This window comes from Flavobacterium sp. Root186 (assembly GCF_001428525.1).
In the GTDB taxonomy this organism is placed as follows: Bacteria; Bacteroidota; Bacteroidia; order Flavobacteriales; family Flavobacteriaceae; genus Flavobacterium.
In genome coordinates this window covers 190,152-210,683 of record NZ_LMHW01000001.1, presented here as the reverse complement: position 1 = coordinate 210,683, position 20,532 = coordinate 190,152, and the positions used below count along the sequence as shown (strand labels likewise).

Annotated in this window: 11 protein-coding genes; 7 read left to right on the top strand and 4 right to left on the bottom strand. The window is 35.1% G+C overall.

From position 1 onward, the window contains the following. Nucleotides 1–46 precede the first annotated feature (46 nt). The 5 genes from ASD98_RS00805 (at nucleotide 47) to ASD98_RS00785 (ending at nucleotide 11,279) form a co-directional block, all read left to right on the top strand. The gene (locus ASD98_RS00805; protein WP_056198743.1) at nucleotides 47–1,192 is read left to right on the top strand and encodes an exo-alpha-sialidase; all 1,146 of its coding nucleotides are present in this window, start codon (nucleotides 47–49) and stop codon (nucleotides 1,190–1,192) included. Nucleotides 1,193–1,308: 116 nt separating this feature from the next. Beyond that, complete coding sequence (locus ASD98_RS00800) at nucleotides 1,309–2,202, top strand: sugar phosphate isomerase/epimerase (protein WP_082577774.1); 894 nt, start codon at nucleotides 1,309–1,311, stop codon at nucleotides 2,200–2,202. Nucleotides 2,203–2,328: 126 nt separating this feature from the next. Further along, a complete protein-coding gene (locus tag ASD98_RS00795; protein ID WP_056198738.1) occupies nucleotides 2,329–5,058 on the top strand; it encodes a glycoside hydrolase family 20 zincin-like fold domain-containing protein in 2,730 nt (909 codons plus the stop codon). A gap of 113 nt (nucleotides 5,059–5,171) precedes the next feature. Beyond that, nucleotides 5,172–8,699, top strand: a complete 3,528-nt coding sequence (locus ASD98_RS00790; protein WP_056198735.1) for a malectin domain-containing carbohydrate-binding protein — start codon at nucleotides 5,172–5,174, stop codon at nucleotides 8,697–8,699. A 162-nt stretch (nucleotides 8,700–8,861) separates the two neighbouring features. Continuing rightward, on the top strand, nucleotides 8,862–11,279 hold the full coding sequence (locus tag ASD98_RS00785) for a glycoside hydrolase family 2 TIM barrel-domain containing protein (protein ID WP_056198732.1): 2,418 nt from the start codon (nucleotides 8,862–8,864) through the stop codon (nucleotides 11,277–11,279). A gap of 140 nt (nucleotides 11,280–11,419) precedes the next feature. Here the strand turns inward: ASD98_RS00785 and ASD98_RS00780 are convergent, their stop codons facing one another. From ASD98_RS00780 to ASD98_RS00765, 4 genes are all read right to left on the bottom strand, one after another. After that, a complete protein-coding gene (locus ASD98_RS00780; RefSeq protein WP_082577762.1) occupies nucleotides 11,420–12,415 on the bottom strand; it encodes an FAD:protein FMN transferase in 996 nt (331 codons plus the stop codon). A gap of 7 nt (nucleotides 12,416–12,422) precedes the next feature. Further along, the gene (locus tag ASD98_RS00775; RefSeq protein WP_056198724.1) at nucleotides 12,423–14,606 is read right to left on the bottom strand and encodes a PepSY domain-containing protein; all 2,184 of its coding nucleotides are present in this window, start codon (nucleotides 14,604–14,606) and stop codon (nucleotides 12,423–12,425) included. 136 nt (nucleotides 14,607–14,742) lie between these two features. Continuing rightward, nucleotides 14,743–15,225, bottom strand: a complete 483-nt coding sequence (locus ASD98_RS00770; protein WP_056198722.1) for a DUF2271 domain-containing protein — start codon at nucleotides 15,223–15,225, stop codon at nucleotides 14,743–14,745. 120 nt (nucleotides 15,226–15,345) lie between these two features. Further along, entirely contained in the window at nucleotides 15,346–16,833 is a 1,488-nt protein-coding gene (locus tag ASD98_RS00765) for an ankyrin repeat domain-containing protein (RefSeq protein ID WP_056198719.1), read from the bottom strand. Between the two features lie 724 nt (nucleotides 16,834–17,557). On the opposite strand from ASD98_RS00765, the gene ASD98_RS00760 reads away from it, so the two are divergent. Beyond that, on the top strand, nucleotides 17,558–18,532 hold the full coding sequence (locus ASD98_RS00760) for a ribonucleotide-diphosphate reductase subunit beta (RefSeq protein WP_056198717.1): 975 nt from the start codon (nucleotides 17,558–17,560) through the stop codon (nucleotides 18,530–18,532). 12 nt (nucleotides 18,533–18,544) lie between these two features. Next, a complete protein-coding gene (locus tag ASD98_RS00755; RefSeq protein ID WP_053471845.1) occupies nucleotides 18,545–20,242 on the top strand; it encodes a ribonucleoside-diphosphate reductase subunit alpha in 1,698 nt (565 codons plus the stop codon). The last annotated feature ends 290 nt before the right edge of the window (nucleotides 20,243–20,532 follow it).

The window sequence follows — 20,532 nt, the reverse complement described above, 5'->3', positions numbered from 1 at the left end:
GGTATGTATTTATAATCAAAAATTTTAATTCATAATTAAATTAAGAATGAAGATAGTAAAATTAACATTTGTCTTGTTTGGACTTTTCCTTTTAGGAAGTTGTAAATCGGCTTTAGAAAAAAAGACTTGGAAAGAAGGTATTCTGGTTGATGAATTTATTTATGATAAAGCGCCTTATCCGTCTTGCCACGCGGTTACAATTGTCGAAGCAACAAATGGTGATTTAGTTTCATCCTGGTTTGGAGGTACTCACGAAAGACATCCTGATGTTTGCATCTACGTAAGCATCAAACCGAAAGGAAGTGATAAATGGGGCGAAGGCGTTAAAGTAGCCGATGGCGTGATGAAAGAAGGTCCGAGATTACCAACATGGAATCCGGTTCTGTATCAAATTCCGGGTGGCGATTTAATGCTTTTCTACAAAATCGGACCAAAACCATCTGAATGGTGGGGCGTAATCAGAACTTCAGCTGATGGCGGAAAAACATGGTCTGAGGCTAAAAAAATGCCGGATGGTTTCTTAGGACCAATCAAAAACAAACCTGTTTTATTAAGCAACGGAACTTTATTATGTCCGTCAAGTATTGAAGGAGACGGATGGAGACTTCGTATGGAATCGACTCCTGATTTTGGAAAGACTTGGATTATGGGCGATACACTTCCGAGAGGAAAACAAAAAATCAATGCAATACAGCCAAGTATATTATTCCACAAAGACGGCAGTATTCAAGCCATTGGAAGAACAAGAAACAGAGCTATTTTCAGCACATTCTCAAAAGATAACGGAAAAACATGGTCGGATGTCGAATTAATTGGTTTACCAAATAATAACTCAGGAACCGATGCCGTAACGCTTAAAAACGGAAAACATTTGTTGGTTTACAATCATGTTTTGCCTCCGGGAACGGAAGCAAAAGGTCCAAGAACGCCGTTGAATGTTTCAATTTCTGATGATGGAATTAATTGGAAAGCAGCATTGGTTTTAGAAGATTCAAAAATCAGTCAGTATTCTTATCCGTCAATGATTCAGAGCTCAGACGGAATGGTGCATATCGTTTACACTTGGAGAAGAGAAAAACTGAAATATGTAAAAGTTGATCCAAATAAATTAAAAGCATTCCCTATCAAAAACGGAATCTGGCCTGGAGAAGAAGGAAAAGTCGTAACAGCGGTAAAAGCGGAAGAAGAGTAAAATTTAAAATTTAACCATTAAGATATTAAGTTTCATTAAGCTTTATTTTCTGTTTTAAGTTTTATTAAGAAGCAGCGCTTAATTTTCTTAATATCTTAATGGTAAAAACCAATAATATGAAATCAACTTATTTTAAAAGAAATATTCTTGTTTTATTTCTGGCTGTTTTATCGGCAACATTCAACAGCTGTGCAACGGCTCAGTCTTCTAATAAAAAGCAAAAATATAAAGTTGCGGTTTGCGACTGGATGATTTTAAAAAGACAAAAATTAGGCGCTTTTGGTTTGGCTGCTGAATTAAAAGCTGACGGAATCGAACTGGACATGGGAGGTTTAGGAAACCGACCAACTTTTGACAGTAAACTGGGTGATCCTGTAGAAAGACAAAAATTCCTTGATAAGTCTAAAGAAACTGGAGTTGGAATCAGTTCTATTGCCATGTCTGGATTTTATGCACAGTCTTTTGCAACCAGAGAAATTACGCCAATGATTGACGACTGCATCAAAACGATGAAAGATATGAACGTAAAAGTGGCGTATCTACCGTTAGGAACACAAACTGATTTGGTTAAAAATCCGGAATTACGTCCAGAAGTTATTAAAAGACTGCAATGGGCAGGAAAAGAAGTGGGCAAAATAGGCGGAGTTATCGCAATTGAAACTTCTTTGAGTGCTACCGAAGAGAAAAAACTTTTAGAAGAAGTTGGTTCAAAATACATTAAGAGTTCTTTTAATTTTGCGAATGCAGTGGATAACGGCAGAGATATTGTATCAGAATTAAAAATATTAGGTAAGAAACATTTAGCACAGATTCACGCTTCAAATACGGATCAATTTTGGTTAGAAAATGATAAAGCGATCGATATGCCAAAAATCAAACAAACGCTTGATGAAATGAAATGGAGTGGCTGGCTAATTGTAGAGCGTTCACGTGACGTAACACAAGTACACAATGTAAAAGCCAATTACGGCGCAAATGTGGCCTATTTGAAAAAAATTTTTCAGAATTAAAAAAAGATCAAAATAAAATCTGCTTAAATCTGCCTAATCTGCGTGCAAATAATTTCACGCAGATTTTTATAGATAAAGGCAGATTTAGCAGATTCTTTTTAGAATGAATACCCAAAACAGCATACCATGAAATATTTAAGCTTAATTTTTTTAGTTTTCTACGTCTCTTTCGCGACAGCGCAAAATGTAACTATCGTTAGCAATGCCAACTCGCCGAGAGCAAAATTTGGAGCCGAAAAACTATCTGAAACGTTATCTGGTAAAGGATTCAAAATCACTTCTTCCAATAAAATCACAAAGTCAAAAGATCAGGTAATTGTTATTGGAGAAAAAGGAACCGATTTTTGGAAACAAAACGCAAAAAGCGCCAAAATCGACGATAGCAAACTGACTAAAAAAGAAGGCTTTCAAATTCGTACCCAAAAAAATATCATTTATATTGAAGGAACAGATGCTTCTGGAGCTTTATATGGCGCATTAGAATTAACTGATCGTATTAAAGATTCAGGAAAATTTCCGTCAGAAATTAACATTGATGACAGTCCGGAAATGGTTTTAAGAGGAGCTTGTATCGGAATGCAGAAACCCGTTTACCTTCCAGGACGTGATGTTTACGAATATCCGTATACGCCTGAAACTTTCCCTTGGTTTTACGATAAAAAACTATGGGTAAAATATTTGGATATGCTGGTAGAAAACAGAATGAATTCCTTGTATTTATGGAACGGGCATCCATTTGCTTCTTTAGTAAAATTGAAAGAATATCCGTTTGCAGTAGAAGTAAGCGATGAAGATTTTAAAAAGAACGAAGAAATCTATAAATTCTTAACCGTAGAAGCCAATAAAAGAGGAATCTGGGTCATTCAGATGTTCTACAATATTATCGTTTCTAAGCCTTTTGCGGAGCATTACAATATTAAAACACAAGATCGTTCGCGTCCAATTACGCCTTTACTTTCAGATTATACCAGAAAATCTATTGCGGCTTTTATCGAAAAATATCCAAATGTTGGATTAATGGTTTGTTTGGGAGAAGCAATCAATACCGTTGATGATGATGTAGAATGGTTTACGAAAACCATTATTCCAGGCGTTCGTGATGGTTTACAAGCATTAGGAAAAACAGAAGAACCGCCAATTATTCTGCGTTCTCACGATACAGATGGCCCTTTGGTAATGGAAAAATCACTTCCGTTATACAAAAATCTATACACAGAAAGTAAATATACAGGAGAATCTCTTACGACTTATACGCCGGGCGGACCTTGGGGTGAAACGCATAAACAATTAAGCGCTCTAAAATCAATTCATATTGAGAATGTTCATATCCTGGCAAACTTAGAACCTTTCAGATACGGCTCGCCAGACTTTATCCAGAAAACGGTAAAAGCCATGCACAGCGTTCACGGCGCAAATGCACTGCATTTATATCCGCAGGCATCGTATTGGGATTGGCCATATTCGGCAGATAAAACCAAAACAGGCGAACGATTATTAGAAATGGATCGTGACTGGATTTGGTACAAAGCCTGGGCTAGATATGCGTGGGATAGTAAAAGAGATAGAAAGGAAGAAGTTAAATATTGGAATACTGATTTAGCAGCTAAATACGGAACTGATCTAGAAGCTGCAAATAACATTCAAAAAGCGTATGATGAAACAGGAGAAATTGCTCCAAAAACATTAAGACGTTTTGGAATTACAGAAGGAAACCGTCAGACTTTATTATTAGGAATGTTCGAAAGTCAGTTGGTTAATCCATCAAAATGGCGTGTTTACCCAGGATTCCACGAATCGTGCGGACCAGCTGGTGAATTGCTTTTGGAATATGCTAAAAAAGAGTGGAATAAAGAACCACATTCAGGCGAACTTCCAACGCAGATTATTGCTGAAATCACAGAACACGGAAGATTAGCAGTTGAAGCGATCGACAAAGCAGAAAAAAGCGTAACCAAAGACAAAGAAGAATTTTTACGTCTTAAAAACGATATGCATGCTTATAAAGCGTTTGCCGATTTCTTTTCAGAAAAAGTAAAAGCAGCTTTATTGGTGTTGAGATACAGCTATTCAAATGATATTAGCGATTTAGATAAAGCGATGCCTCACTTAGAAAAAAGCATCGAGCATTATGAATTATTGGTAAATCTAACAAAAGATACGTATTATTACGCCAACAGTATGCAGACCGCTCAACGCCGAATTCCAATTGGGGGCGATGACGGAAACAACAAAACATGGGCAGAATTATTACCGCATTACGAACGTGAATTGGCTAATTTCAAAAGAAATCTGGACAAGTTAAAATCGTCAAAAGATGGTAAAATTGATACCAAAGAAGGAAAGCCCTGGAAAGCGGCAGAAGTAACTTTTATTGATGAAAAACCTGCAGCTTATTTAGTTAAAACAGGAACAAAAGTTTACGGAACAGACATTTCTGAATTGACGAAAATAGCTCCCGAACTTCAAAATCTAAAAGGTTTTAAGTATGTAGAAAACGATCAAAATGAAAAAGGAACGCATTTGAAGTTTAAAAACACAAAAGCGGTTAAATTAGTAGTTGGTTATTTCAATTCAGATCAGAAAAGATTTTTATTACCGCCGAGTTTAGAAACTGATGCAGCAGGAAATGCTCACGGTCAAGCCGAAGTTATTCTGGCAAGTGCAATGAATTTAAAAGAGCTTCCACGTGTAAATATTCACACGTATACGTTTCAGCCTGGCGAGAATAAATTAGATTTAGGAAAAGGAAAAGTATTGATTTTAGGTTTTATCGACGCAGATCAAACCATAACACCACGTGATGTTGGCTATATTGATGCAGGAGAAAAAGCAGCTATAGACTGGCTGTTTTATTAATATTATAGACAAAGTTAAACCTGACGGGTTTTAAAAACTCGTCAGGTTTGCTGATTAAGGATTATTAAATTCAAAACTTAAATTACCTTATATCACTGATATGGTTTAAAAATATGAACAGAATAGTTTTTTTTATTTTTTGTTTTTTTTCAAGTCTTTGCTTTGTTTGGAGTCAAAGCACAAAAAGTTCAGCGAAAGTCCGAAAGGAAGTTTCGCTGAACTCGTCTTGGGAAACCATTATTTTGGATAATCCGCAAGCAGAGAAATCTTTTGTGGAGAATCCAAAGTCAGATAAATGGTTAAACGTAAACGTGCCTCACAATTGGGATCAGTATTATGGTTATAGAAGAACAAAACACGGAAATTTGCATGGTACTGCCTGGTACAAAAGATCTTTAAATCTGGATAAAAAAGACGCTTCAAAACAACTTTTTCTTTATTTTGAAGGTGTAAGTTCTTACGCCACAGTTTGGGTAAATGGTAAAAAAGTTGGTGAACACAAAGGCGGCCGAACGACTTTTACCTTAGATATTACAAAAGCTGTTTTTTTTGACAAGGAAAATATAATTTTAGTTAAAGCGGCACATCCTTCTTTTATTGCAGATCTCCCTTGGGTTTGTGGAGGATGTTCGGGAGAATGGGGATTTTCTGAAGGTTCTCAGCCAATGGGGATTTTCAGGCCTGTTTCTTTAGTTGTAACAAATGATGTTCGAATTGAACCTTTTGGCGTTCATATCTGGAATGACAAATCGATTTCTAAACAAAAAGCGATTCTTCATACCACTACAGAAATCAAGAATTACGGTACTTCAGCCCGAAATTTGACTATCGAAAATATACTTTATGATGCTTCGGGAAAGAAAACAGTTACTACAAAAAGCGACATCAAATACTTTTCGGGAGAAACAAAAGAAATTGCACAAACACTTCCTGAGATTTTAAATCCGCAGTTATGGTCGCCGTCCAATCCATATTTGTATAAACTGGTGACTTCTGTTTATGAGAACGGAAAAATAATTGATCAGTTAACAACGCCTTACGGAATTCGCTGGGTGAGCTGGCCGGTCAGCCGAGACGGAAAAGACAATCGCTTTTTTATTAATAACGAACCTTTATTTATCAACGGAATCTGCGAATACGAACATTTAATTGGAAACAGCCATTCGTTTTCAGACGAAATGATTCATTCGAGAATCGAACAGATAAAAGCGGGAGGATTTAATGCTTTTAGAGAGGCACATCAACCTCATAATTTATTGTATCAAAAAGAATTAGACGAAAACGGAATCTTATTTTGGAGTCAGTTTTCGGCTCATATCTGGTACGATACGCCGGAATTTAAAGAAAATTTCAAAACCCTTTTACGCGAATGGATTAAAGAGCGCAGAAACAGTCCATCCGTTGTGATGTGGGGCTTGCAGAACGAAAGTACAATTCCGAAGGAATTTGCCGAAGAATGCACACAGATTATCCGTGAGATGGATCCATTATCGGCATCACAAAGAATCGTAACGACTTGTAACGGTGGAGAAGGAACCGATTGGAACGTGGTTCAAAACTGGTCGGGAACATACGGCGGTGATCCTTTAAAATATCACTTGGAAATGAGCACGCAGTTATTAAACGGCGAATACGGCGCATGGCGTTCAGCCGATTTACATACGGAAGGCGAGTTTGACCAAAAAGGAACTTTAAGCGAAAACAGATTTTCTCAGTTAATGGAAATTAAAGTCCGCGAAGCCGAATCGGTAAAAGATAAAATCGCGGGACAATTTAACTGGCTTTTTGCTTCGCACGAGAATCCGGGAAGAGTACAAAATGGAGAAGGCTTTAGAGATATTGATAAAGTTGGGCCTGTAAATTACAAAGGTCTTTTTACAATTTGGGGAGAACCTCTGGATGCGTTTTATATGTACCGTGCCAATTATGTTTCGAACAAAACAAATCCGATGGTTTATATCGTTTCACACACGTGGCCAAGCCGATGGGATTCGGCAGGAATTAAAAGCGGAATCGATGTTTACTCTAATTGCGATGAAGTAGAATTATTCAATGACGTCAATAAATCATCTTTAGGAAAATTAAAAAATCCGGGAATCGGAAAGCATTTTCAATTCAATAATGTCAATATTCAGTACAATGTTTTATATGCCGTTGGTTATGTAAATGGTGTGGCGGTTGCCAAAGATTATATTGTTTTAAATACGCTTCCGAAAGCGCCAAATTTAAGTGCTTTAATTGCTGATAAAGCAGATATTACAAAAGCTAAAAAAGGATACAATTATATTTATAGAGTAAACTGCGGTGGTTCTGAAATGACAGACAGTTCAGGAAATACCTGGTTTACGGATACACATAAAAACGGACAATATACGTATGGTTCTTTGTCATGGACGGATAATTTTGAAAAACTTCCTAATTTCTTCGCCAGTCAAAGAACAACTTTCGACTTAATAAACGGCACAAAAGATTCTGAATTATTTCAGAGTTTTAGATATGGAGTTGATAAATTACGTTATGAATTTCCTGTTGGTGAAGGGGAATATTTAGTAGAATTATATTTTACAGAACCTTGGTACGGAACCGGAGGCGGAATGGACTGCAAAGGCTGGCGTTTGTTTGATGTTGCAATTAATGAAAATGTAGTTTTAAAAGATTTTGATATTTGGGCAGAAGCGGGGCATGATGAGGCTTTAAAGAAAACATTTGTTGTAAAAAGCAAAAACGGAAAAATTGTGATTTCGTTTCCGAATATAAAAGCGGGACAGGCAATTATCTCGGCAATTGCCATAGGAACAAAAAAAAGATTTGAAAAACCTGCAGATCAATCTCCAAAAAATATTGAAAATTATGTGCAGGGAACTTATGATAAAAGCCTTAATACTATAGCTTCGTGGCTGGATATTAACTCAAAACAATTTTCAGATTCTGATGTTGTTTTTACTGAATTGCCTTCAGAAGTTTTTGGAGCAGATTATTTACAGTTTTCAGATCATTCAAAAATTAAAGGCTCATTTACTGTAAAAGAAGAATCTACCATTTTTGTTTTCGTTGACAGTAAAATCAAAGAATCTGCTTCGTTATCAGATTATAAAAAAATAGAAGAAAAAGCTAAAAATAGTAATCGTACTGAATTCTCCGTTTTCAGTAAAAAAGTAAAAAAAGGCGAGAAAGTTCTTTTTGATAACTCCCAATCTATAAGTTCGATTGCAGTTGTGCCAACTTATGATATGGGCGAAAAAGACGATTCAAGACCCATTGTAATCATCGAAGCCGAAAAAGCAAAAAGCACCGGAACCGGAATCGAGAAAGGAAATTTCAAAAAAGCCGATTATATTGAATTCACTCAAAAAACAAATAACAGCATTGAGTTTGAAGTTAAACCTGGAGTTGCCGGAATCTATTTAATGCGTTTTAAATTTATGAACCGAAATGAAACGCCGTTAAAAGTTAAATTCAAAATGGAAGATGCCTACGGAATTTTAATGCGAAACGATACTATTGAATTCTTTCCTTCAACAGAAAAATGGAAAATTTTGAATACCACTTCGGGAGGTTATATTAATGCAGGAACGTATAAAATTACTTTGGATGGTGATGATTTAAAAGGCTTGATGCTGGATAATTTTGAGTTTCAATAGTTTTTTTGGAGGTTCAGAGGGGCAAAGGGACAAAGGTTTTTTCTGTAGAGACGCACAGCAGTGCGTCTGCGTTGCAATTGGACATACTATACGTTACACGCATTGCTGTGCGTCTCTACAGAAAAAACGTGCGGAGATTTATTAGAATAAAAAAACATACTTATGATTAAACATAAAAACATATTTCAAAAAATTACAATTGCGTTATTGTTTTCGGTTTCGATTTTTGCACAAAAACAAGCCAGAATTATCGAAGATTTCAATAAAAACTGGAACTTTAAATTAGGAGATTATCCAACTGCAATTGAGGCAAATTTCAATACATCAGATTGGAGAACATTGCAATTACCTCACGATTGGAGTATTGAAGGCGCTTTTGATAAAGACAGTAAAACAAAACAAGCGCAGGGATTTTTACCTGCAGGAAAAGGCTGGTATCGTAAAGTTTTTACTGTTCCTGCAAGCTTTAAAAGCAAAACTATTTCGGTAGAATTTGACGGTGTTTTTAAAAACAGCGAGGTATTCATTAACGGACATTCGTTAGGAATTCGCCCAAACGGCTATATTTCATTTTCTTATGATTTGTCAGAGTTTTTAAATTTTGGTCAGGCAAATATTATCGCGGTTAAAGTTGATAATGATGCGCAGCCTAATTCAAGATGGTATACAGGATCTGGAATTTACAGAAACGTGCGTTTGGTAATCGCCGAAAAATTGCATGTTGACGAATGGGGAACTTTTGTAACAACGCCTGAAATTTCAAAAGAAAAAGCTTCGGTTCATTTAGAAGTTAAGATTAAAAATGCTTCGGAAAACGAAAAGGAATTTAGATTGGTTTCTGTTATTCTAGATAAGAAAAATGATGAAGTTGCTAAAGCTGAATCAATAGAAAAAATTGCTGCAAATTCATCTTCAACAAAGATTCAGAATTTCACTTTAAAAAAACCGATTCTTTGGGATATAGAAAATCCATATCTGTATAAAATTATCACTAAGATTTATGAGAAAGAGGAATTAAAAGACAATTACGAAACACCTCTTGGGGTTCGTTATTTTGATTTTGATGCCGAAAAAGGATTTTCATTAAACGGAAAACCAACGAAAATTTACGGAGTTTGTCTACATCACGATAATGGCGCTTTGGGTGCGGTTGAAAATATTCATGCGGTTAGAAGAAAACTGACTGTAATGAAAGAAATGGGAGCAAACGCGATTAGAATGTCTCATAATCCACATTCTTTGGAAATGATGAAATTGTGCGACGAAATGGGATTCATCGTTCAGGACGAAGCTTTTGACGTTTGGAAAAAGAAAAAAGTAACCAACGATTACCACAAAGACTGGGATGCGTGGCACAAACAGGATTTGGAAGATTTTATTAAAAGAGACCGTAATCATCCATCGGTTATGATGTGGAGTATTGGTAACGAAATTAGAGAACAATTTGACAGTACGGGAATTGCGATTACGAGAGAATTGGCTAAAATCGTAAAATCTTTGGATACGACACGTCCCGTAACTTCGGCTTTGACCGAAAATATCATTGAAAAGAATTTTATTTACCAATCAGGAGCTTTGGATCTTTTAGGATTCAATTACAAACACGAAGATTATAAAGATTTTCCAGAGCGTTTTAAAGGACAAAAAATATTGGCATCTGAAAGTGTTTCGGCATTGGAAACACGTGGACATTATGATTTTCCTGACGGAATTAAAGCCTGGCCTACAAAACACGGCGCTCCATTTGACGGAAATGCAGATTGGACGGTTTCGGCTTACGATCAGGTAAAATCGTATTGGGGTGCCACGCACGAAGAAAACTGGAAAACGATCAAGAAACAGGATTTCATGGCGGGAACTTTTATCTGGACAGGTTTTGATTATATCGGAGAACCTGATCCTTATCCGTATCCGGCAAGAAGTTCGTATTTCGGAATTGTTGATTTAGCCGGACTTCCAAAAGATGTGTACTATATGTACCAAAGTGAATGGTCGAATAAAACAGTTCTGCATATTTTTCCACATTGGAACTGGAAAAAAGATCAGGAAGTTGAAGTTTGGGCGTATTATAATAATGCTGATGAAGTAGAATTATTCTTAAACGGAAAATCTCTCGGGAAAAAAGCAAAACAAAATGATGATCTTCATATTTCCTGGCGAGTGAAATTTGAACCCGGAACGATTAAAGCCGTTTCAAGAAAGAACGGAAAAGTGGTTTTAGAAAAGGAAATTCACACGGCCGGCGAAGCTTCTAAAATTGATTTAAAAGCAGATAAAACTGCAATTAAAAATGACACTTATGATTTGGTTTATGTCACGGTTTCACTAACTGATAAAGACGGAAACTTATTACCAAATGCCACAGATTTAATCAATTTTGAAGTTTTCGGAGGAGGAAAATTAGTAGGTGTTGATAATGGTTATCAGGCCAATTTGGATTCTTTTAAAGCGAGTACCTGTAAATTATTCAGCGGAAAATGTATTGCGATTATTCAATCGAATGGAAAAAAAGAAAATATTCAGTTGAAGGCTTCGACTGGAAATTTACAGGCTTCTGTAATTGAAGTTAAAGCACAGTAGATTTGTTTCTCACAATAGGCGCAGAGTCGCAAAGTTTTTTTTGAACCATATAAGTTATATAAGTACAATTAAGCAAAAACTTAAATTAACTGATATAACTTATATGGTTTATTTTTTTAGATTAAAACATAAAGCTTAACTCATAACTTATAAGCAAAATTCTTTGACTTAATAACTTTCCCACTATCAGTAATCATCACACAACTGTAATCAGGGAATTTTTGAAGTAAAAGTAAACCCTCATTCTGGCCTAAAACCATTATCGAAGTACTTAATCCATTCGCAGTTTCAGCGTTGGGGCCGAAAACGGTGACGCTGCATAAACCGGCTGCGGGATATCCTGTTGCGGGGTTTATAATGTGTGAATATCGCTTTCCGTTAAAAACAACAAACTTTTCATAACTGCCGGATGTTGTTACCGCACCTTGATTTAAAGGCACAACTGCTAAAATTTTTTCAGGTTTAAACGGATTTGTAATGCCGATTTTCCAGGGTTGTCCGTTGGGTTGTTTTCCCCATGTGCTCATATCTCCTGAACCGTTTATAATTCCGGACTGAATGCCTTTTTCGATCATCATCGTTCGGCATTTGTCGGTTGCGTAACCTTCGCCCAGGGCGCCAAAACCAATTTTCATTCCTTTTAATTTTAAGAAGATTGTCGATTCAACGCTGTCCAGAATAATATTTTTATAGCCTACTTTTTCAACCGATTTTTTTATGGCTTCCGCCGAAGGCATTTTGGTCATCGATCCGTCAAATTTCCAGATTCTGTCCATTGCGGCAAAACTAATATCAAAACCGCCATTTGTTATTTCTGATAATTTTATAGCTCTTTGAGTAAGTTCAAAAACTTCACGATCTACTTTTATGGGTTTAATTCCTGCATTTTGATTGACTTGAGAAACTTGTGAATCTGGTTTCCAATCCGATATTAAATTTTCAATTCGGGCAATTTCGGCAATAACTTCGTTGATATTTTGTTCGGCGGTTAAAGAATCTTTGGCTACAATACTAATATCGAAACGTCCGCCCATAAGCAAAGTTGTTCTTTTTCGTAATATTTGCGAATTAGCTGATAAACAACAGCAAATCGCAAAAACACATAAAACTTTATTCAGGAAAGACATCTTTGTCATAATTTTATTAATAGCAATCGGTTAATAACTGCCCTTTGTTTTTATAATCTAAAAGAGTTGCGGTTCCGTTGACGAGGCACAATTCATTCAGAATCGTTTCAACATCTTTTTGCATGGCAAGAGATCCGCAAATCATAATTACGCCGCCTTGCTTTAATAAATCAATAAAAAAAGCAGTATCTCTTTTTATCAAATCCATTACATAAATATGCTCGGCTTCACGTGATAAAGCAACGTGGAAGTTATCCAAATGTTCTTTTTGAATCATTATTCCGGCAAACTTTTTATAAGCCTGGAGTGTTGGCGTTTCCATTCTAAATCCACTGTACAACTGTATTTCTTTCTTAGCACTATTTTGTTCGATCATTCCTAAGAAAGGAGCGATTCCGGTTCCGTTTGAAATGAAAGCAACTTTTGGAGCTTTACTAGGGAAATGAAAAGCTTTATTATTAATAATTCTGGCTTTGATTGTATCTCCAATTTCTAAATTATTTAGAAATGTTGAACCTAATCCGTTTGGATGCAGTTTTACCACCAATTGTACATTTCCGGAATGATTTCCAATAGAATAAAGTCGTTCTCTCGAATCATTCGCCGGATAAATTGCAAGCAAATCACCCGAAGCAAATTTTGTTCTGCTATTGGCACGTAATGTTAATATAAAAGTATGTTCAGTGTCAGAAATTGGCGTTTTATCCAAAACCATTAATTTCTGTAAACCTTTCGGAACATGATTGTATAAAGATGGAGTAGCAGCTAGTGGAATTTCAGTTTTAGCACTCCATAATTTAATCCATTCAACAAATTCGAATGCCGATTTATCATTAACCGTCTGCAAATCTAAAAAGCGTTCTGCCCAGTTTTGAGTCTCTAAAATTTGGTCAATTTCAATTGCAAATCCGCAGAAATCAGGATATGATTTGGAACCAAAACCAACGACAGAGAATTTAATTTTCTGTTCCTGATTTTGTTTCTGTAAAAGTGCTTTAAATTTAGTTCCATTTGAAGGTGCGTCTCCTAAACCGTGTGTCGAAGAAAAAACAATAATATGTTCGGCTTTTGAGTAAACCGTAAAACTATTCAATTCGGCTATAAAAGCTTTTTTTCCGTGACCGATTAATTGTTTCAGAATCGCATTGGCAAATCGAAAAGAACTTCCATTTTCAGAACCAACCAAAAGAATGTATTTACTTTCATTGGCTTTGAATTTATTTTTGATTCGGCTTGATCTTCTTTTTAAAGTAATGGCAAAACCCGAATAAAGAAAGAAAAGGATATTGATGCAGGCAATGGCCAAAATTACAGCCCAGATTCCGTTAATTCTGCCCGTATGAAGGTCAAGGCTTAAAGCCGATAATTGAACCGTAAACGGTGAACGTTTTTCAGAAATCAAAGTTCCATCAACCTGATTTACTTCAATTTCACGATCTTTAAGTTCAATGATATAATATTCTTCGGGATCATCGGTAAAAGGAAATTCGATTTTTTTTACGTCAGACAGGAGTGTAGTTTTAAAAATTGAAGTTTTTTTGGCTTCCACCGAAAATTCTGTTTTTACAGGTTTTGCTTTTTCTTCACCCATAAAAAAGTTGAATCTTTCGAGTGATAAATAAGTTCCTGTAAGCGCAATAATGAAAATCGGAATTAAAGCCAGACGCCCTAAAACAACGTGATAATATTGAGCAAAATATTCTTTTATGACTTTCGAAAAGAAATTACGGATTCCTCTTTGTCTTTTTAAAACCAATACAAATCCCGAAATCGAAATCAATAATAAGCAAAACGAAATTACACCCACAAAAAAACGTCCGGTTTCATGAAGAAACAAAGAACGGTGAAAACCTGTAACCCATTGAATAAATTCGCTCTTTTTTTTAGGTTTTCCTAATGCTTTTCCGGTTTTTGGATCAATGTAAGCATTAATGTCATTTCCGTCGGCATCAATTGCCTGGAGCGTTACAAACTGATTGTAATCGACACTTAATTCTGTAATTCCTGAGTACTCTTTTTTTAATACTGGCAGTGTTTCTACCAACGTTATTTTATCAAAATTTGCTGCTTTATACGGAAGTGTTTTTTCCTGTACAGCATCGACAGCCAGAATGATTCCGGTAACAGAAGCTAAAAGCAAAAATATCGAAGAAAATAAGGCCAAAGCCAAATGTGCGTAACGCCAGAAAGAAAGAGTCATTTAGTGTATTCTAGAAATGTAATAAAATGTTTAAAGCTTTGCCAAAATTAAAAACTTTGACAAAGCCTGGATTCAAGTTTAAGCAGAAAAAATAAATTTCATGCTTATAACGAGGTTAAGAAATAATTACTAAAAATTATATTTTGTTTAGCCTTACATATTTGATGTAACCTTTTCCGTCTGTTTTATCAGCAAGACCTTCTGTTGAAAGCGGAATTTCAAGATCACTTACGTAATATTTTTGATCTTCAACCGCAGTTTCAAAACGTAATTTGTAGCCTTTATTAATTTTCGAATCTTCAATTTCTATTGTTGTTACGCTGCGATCGCCGCCAGTGACAGATGCGCCCGTTTTTGCACTGATATCTTCTCCTTTTTGAGCATGGAATTTATTCCACTCTTTTAGAGATTTGTACCATTTTTTATCGTCGCCCATTACATAAAGTGTTTTTTCGTATCCGCCAGTTGGGTTAATAAGCGAAACCACAATATATGCGCCTTCTCCCATATAATTTGTCATTTGAAGCATGCATTTATATTTGCTTGATTGTGCATTTGCATGTAAAGCAACAAGAAAGATAAGAGCGCTTGTAAGAGCTATTTTAAGTATTGATTTCATTTTAATTAATTATGAATTATGAGTTGTGAATTATGAGTTTTGTTTTTGAGTTAAAAGTCTGAATCTATAAGCAAGTATAAAACTCATAACTTATAACTCAAAACTCAAAACTTTTAAAGACTATTTTAAAAAGTCAATTGAAACGTTGTTTTTTGTAAGCAGTTCATTTTCTTTAGCTAAAGCATATGCCGTTTCATCAAATTCAGTATTGATGTCTTTTTTTGCTCCTGCAGAGATAAGATATTTTAAAATAGAATCATCTTTAGAAGTCATAGCTGCTCTGTGCAAAGCTGTTAAGCCATCTTTATTTTTAGCATTAATATCAACTTTTAAATCAGTTATTTTTTTTAGAAGTGCGATGTCATTTTTTGTGATTGCTAAATGATACAAAGTATTTCCGTCTTTTTGGGCTGCAGCTAAGTTTAATCCTTTGTCCTGAAGTAATTTTGCTTTTGCATCAAAAGGATCAGTAATAGTTTCTTTTCCGGCTGGTCTGTAAGATTGAACCAAATAAACACCTAAATTGTTTCCGTCTTTGTCTTTTACATTTACATCAGCACCTTTGCCTAAAAGTAAATTTACAGCTTCTGGAGTTCCTGACTTTACTGCATTTGTCAAAGCCGATTCTCCTTTTAAGTTTTGAGCATTAATATTTTTAGCAGTAGGAAGCAAAATTTCTAAGACTGCAGTTTCTCTGGCCGCAGCAGCTGCCATTAAAGGCGTATTTCCTTCTTTATCAGCTTTGTTAGCATCAGTACCTTTGCTTAAAAAGTATTTAACGATTTCAGCCTGATTTGGTTTTCCTGCTAAAATGTGTAATACATTTTGTCCCGCTTTGTTTTGCGCAGTTGGTTTTAGTTTTACTTCTTCAACTAAATATTTATACGTTTCAATTGTATTGGTTTCTCTACGGCTTCCCTGAGCAGCGGTAAACAATGCATTATCATTTGGTTTTATTCCTTTTTCTAAAAGCTTTTTCAAAAAAGGAATGTTTCCAGATCTAGCTGCGTATGTAAAAGCTGTATTTCCGTCATTATCAACATCTTTAAGAGATAATCCTTTTGTAGAAAAATATTCGGCAGCTTTTAAATCTTTATCAGCAGAAATTGCTAAAAGCAATAAGTTAGCACCATTTGCATATTTTTTCTTCGGATCGATTCCGGCTTTAAAAAAAGCATCATATAACGCAGGATTAGACTGGCCGTTTGAAGCTGCAAAATCTACAGGAGTTGTACCATGGCTGTCTTCAAATTTAACATCAGAACCTTTTCCAATTAAATATTCAACTAATTCTGTATTCCCTCTATAAGCTGCCCAGTGTAAATAAATACGGTTATCGTGTGTTAATTTGGTAATAGAGTTTCCAGGCTGATCAATTAAAAATTTGATCGTTTCATTTGGTGCATCATTGTTGATTGCCAGTGTAGTAACATCAAAAGCATTTATGTTGGCTTCTGCAGGATTGTTTCCTTTTGCTATTTCTGCTTTTACTGTTTCAACATTCGGCGATGTTTTCCAAAATGATGCTTCTAAAAGCGTATTTTTTTGCTGTGCATTAACAAATGAAACAGCTGCAAATGCTAAAGAAATAAAAAGATTCTTTTTCATATTTTATTATGTTGTTTATTGGAATTTTAGCCCCAAAAATTATAGATGAGATAATTGTCTATTTAGAATAAATCAAAATAATGGCAAATGTAAAGATTAATATTTTTATAGCAAGTTTTATTGCTTTTAAAAGTTTAATTCTTATGATTTTTTAATTTGAATTCTAAGCTTACAATTATCTTCTTCTACTGCACCGATTTTCAAAATCGTAAGACAGCAGTTTTATATTTTGGTTTAATAAGTGTTTAATGTTTTTTATTATTTTTAATTTTAAAGTATTGGTAATTAGTTTTTTAGTTTTTGTAAAAGTGAAACATTTTTTAATTTTCTTTTCTTCTAAATAAAACTCTTTTTAAGAAGAAATTTGACGTTTAGATTTATTCAAAATGGAATCAAAAAAGTCCAAAATTGAAGTTTGAATGTTAATAACTGTTTTTTCATTATCCGTATTTTTTTCATTTTTTATGTTGACAACTTTATTTAGATTCAGTTTAAATAACTGGTATTTGGGCAACTACGAAAAATTATGCGGCTGTTAATAAATTGTTTTTTTAATGGTTTTAAACCTAATTTTTCCTTGTTGATAATTGTTCGGATTTTTAACATCAAAACCTAGTCTAAAGGAGAATCGTGGGTTAATTTTGTATATATAGAAAATGCAGTTCCCCACCTCAAATCCTGTTCCTTTTCTATTCTTACTTAGTCACCGTTAAATACTATATATATGTCTATATTTGATAAAAGAGTCAATTATAAACCTTTTGAATACCCGGAGGTTTTGCAATTTACAGAAGCAATAAATAAAGCGTATTGGGTTCATACAGAAGTTGATTTTACTGCTGATACTCAGGATTTTCATGCTCATTTAACAACAGCAGAAAAAACTGCAGTAAAGAATAGTCTGCTGGCAATTGCACAGATTGAGGTAGCTGTAAAAAGTTTTTGGGGAAACATTTACGAACATTTTCCAAAACCTGAATTTAATGGTTTAGGAAGCACTTTTGCAGAGTGTGAATTCAGACATTCTGAAGCTTATTCCCGTCTTCTTGAGGTATTGGGTTATAACGATGAATTTGAAAAACTTCTAGATGTTCCGGTTATTCGCAGACGTGTAGATTATCTTTCGAATGTTTTAAAAGATACACGTTCTCAGGACAACCGTAAGTATATGGTTTCACTGATTTTGTTCAGTATCCTGATCGAAAATGTATCGCTTTTCAGTCAGTTTGCTATTCTGCTTTCTTTTACAAGATTTAAAGGTTACATGAAAAATGTAAGCAACATTATCGCATGGACTTCTATCGATGAACAGATTCATGCAAATGGCGGAATTTACATCATCAATAAAATCAGAGAAGAATTTCCGGATTATTTTGATGCTGATACTTTAGAATTGATAAGAGAAACGGTTAAGGATTCTATTGCTGTTGAATCAGACATATTAGACTGGATATTTGAAGAAGGTGAAATAGAGAGCATCAAAAAAGGTGACTTAGTGAATTTTATGAAATTTAGAATTGACGAAAGCTTAAAACAAATTGGAATTCCAACAATATTCAACGTTAATATTGAAGATTACAAAGCTTTGGCCTGGTTTGAAGAAGAAGTTTTTGCCAACAGTCTCGACGATTTTTTTGCAAAACGCCCTGTAGAATATACCAAACACGATAAAAGTATTACGGCAAACGATCTTTTCTAAAAGCAAAACAGTATGAGTACAATAGATACAAATGAAGTAAATAGTCTTCCGCAAAATGAAGCAGGAACCAAAATGTGGTGGAAGAACTCTGAAAGTGAACAAATTTTAAATCGCGGTTATCTTTTAAAAGGTGAAACGGTAGAAGGTGCAATTGACAGAATTTGTACTGCTGCCGCAAGAAGATTGTATAAACCGGAATTAAAAGAATCTTTTGTAGAAATGATCGAACGCGGCTGGATGAGTATCAGCTCGCCGGTTTGGGCCAATATGGGAACCGAAAGAGGTTTACCAATTTCTTGCTTTAACGTACACGTTCCGGATAAGATTGAAGGAATTACACATAAATTAGGGGAAGTGATTATGCAGACTAAAATAGGCGGAGGAACTTCTGGTTATTTTGGAGAATTGCGTGAACGTGGAAGTGCCGTAACCGATAACGGAAAAAGCAGTGGAGCAGTAAGTTTTATGAAACTTTTTGACACGGCTATGGACACGATTTCGCAAGGCGGAGTACGTCGCGGTGCATTTGCAGCGTATTTAGATATCGACCACCCGGATATAGAAGAGTTTTTGAAAATTAAAAGCATCGGAAACCCAATCCAGAATTTATTTACCGGAATTTGCGTTCCTGATTACTGGATGCAGGAAATGATTGACGGTGATAATGATAAAAGACAAATTTGGGCAAAGGTTTTAGAAAGCCGTCAGCAAAAAGGATTGCCTTATATCTTTTTCAGCGATAATGTAAACAAAAGTAAACCGCAGGTTTATAAGGATCAAAACCTGAGAATCAATGCGAGTAATTTATGCAGTGAAATTATGCTTCCGTCAACACAAGACGAATCATTCATTTGCTGTTTATCATCCATGAATTTGGAGCTTTACGAAGAATGGAAAGATACTGAAGCGGTAAAACTGGCAATATTTTTCCTTGATGCGGTATTGCAGGAATTCATCGAAAAAACAGAAGGTAATTATTATCTTTCTGCAGCCAATAAATTTGCTAAAAGACACCGTGCATTAGGTTTGGGCGTTTTAGGATGGCATTCTTATTTACAGAAAAATATGATTCCGTTTGAAGGAATGGAAGCCAAATTGAAAACGACAGAAATTTTCAAACATATAAGCGATAAAGCGGATAAAGCAACTCAGGAATTAGCCCGAATTTATGGTGAACCTGAATTGTTAAAAGGTTACGGAAGACGTAATACGACAACAATGGCAATTGCACCAACAACTTCATCTTCGGCAATTTTAGGTCAGACTTCTCCGGGAATCGAACCTTTTAGCAGCAATTACTATAAGGCCGGTTTAAGTAAAGGAAATTTTATGCGTAAAAATAAATACCTGAAAAAATTACTTGAAGAAAAAGGTCTGGATAATGAAGAGGTTTGGAGAGAAATTATGCTAAACGGCGGAAGTGTTCAGCATATGTCTCAGCTTTCTCAAACTGAAAAAGATGTTTTTAAAACGTTTAAAGAAATCAGCCAATTGGAGATTGTGCAACAGGCAGGAATTCGTCAAAAATTTGTAGATCAGGGGCAGAGTTTAAACCTTAATATTCCGGCAGAACTGCCAATTAAAGAAGTAAATCGTTTAATGATCGAAGCATGGCAATTGGGGGTAAAAAGTTTGTATTACCAAAGAAGCCAAAGTGTTTCTAAAGAATTGGTTACAAGTTTGGTTACCTGCAGCAGTTGTGAATCATAAAAAAACAAAAGCCGAGTCAGAAATGATTCGGCTTTTTTATTTGAAAGTTTTAATCATATAAATCAAAAAGAAGTTTCACGCAGATTTTTTTGATGAAGACATTCTCGTAATATTTGTCATGTCGACGAAGGAGACATCTCCGCAAGTAACTCCGCAATCATTTTCTAACACATAAAAACATAGATTTTATTTCGTTTAAAAGAGTTGAAAAAAAATCTAGATTTTTACACATAGTCCCGAAGCTTCGGGATTTGTTTAAACAAATGAAACACCTTTGTAGACAAAGAAAA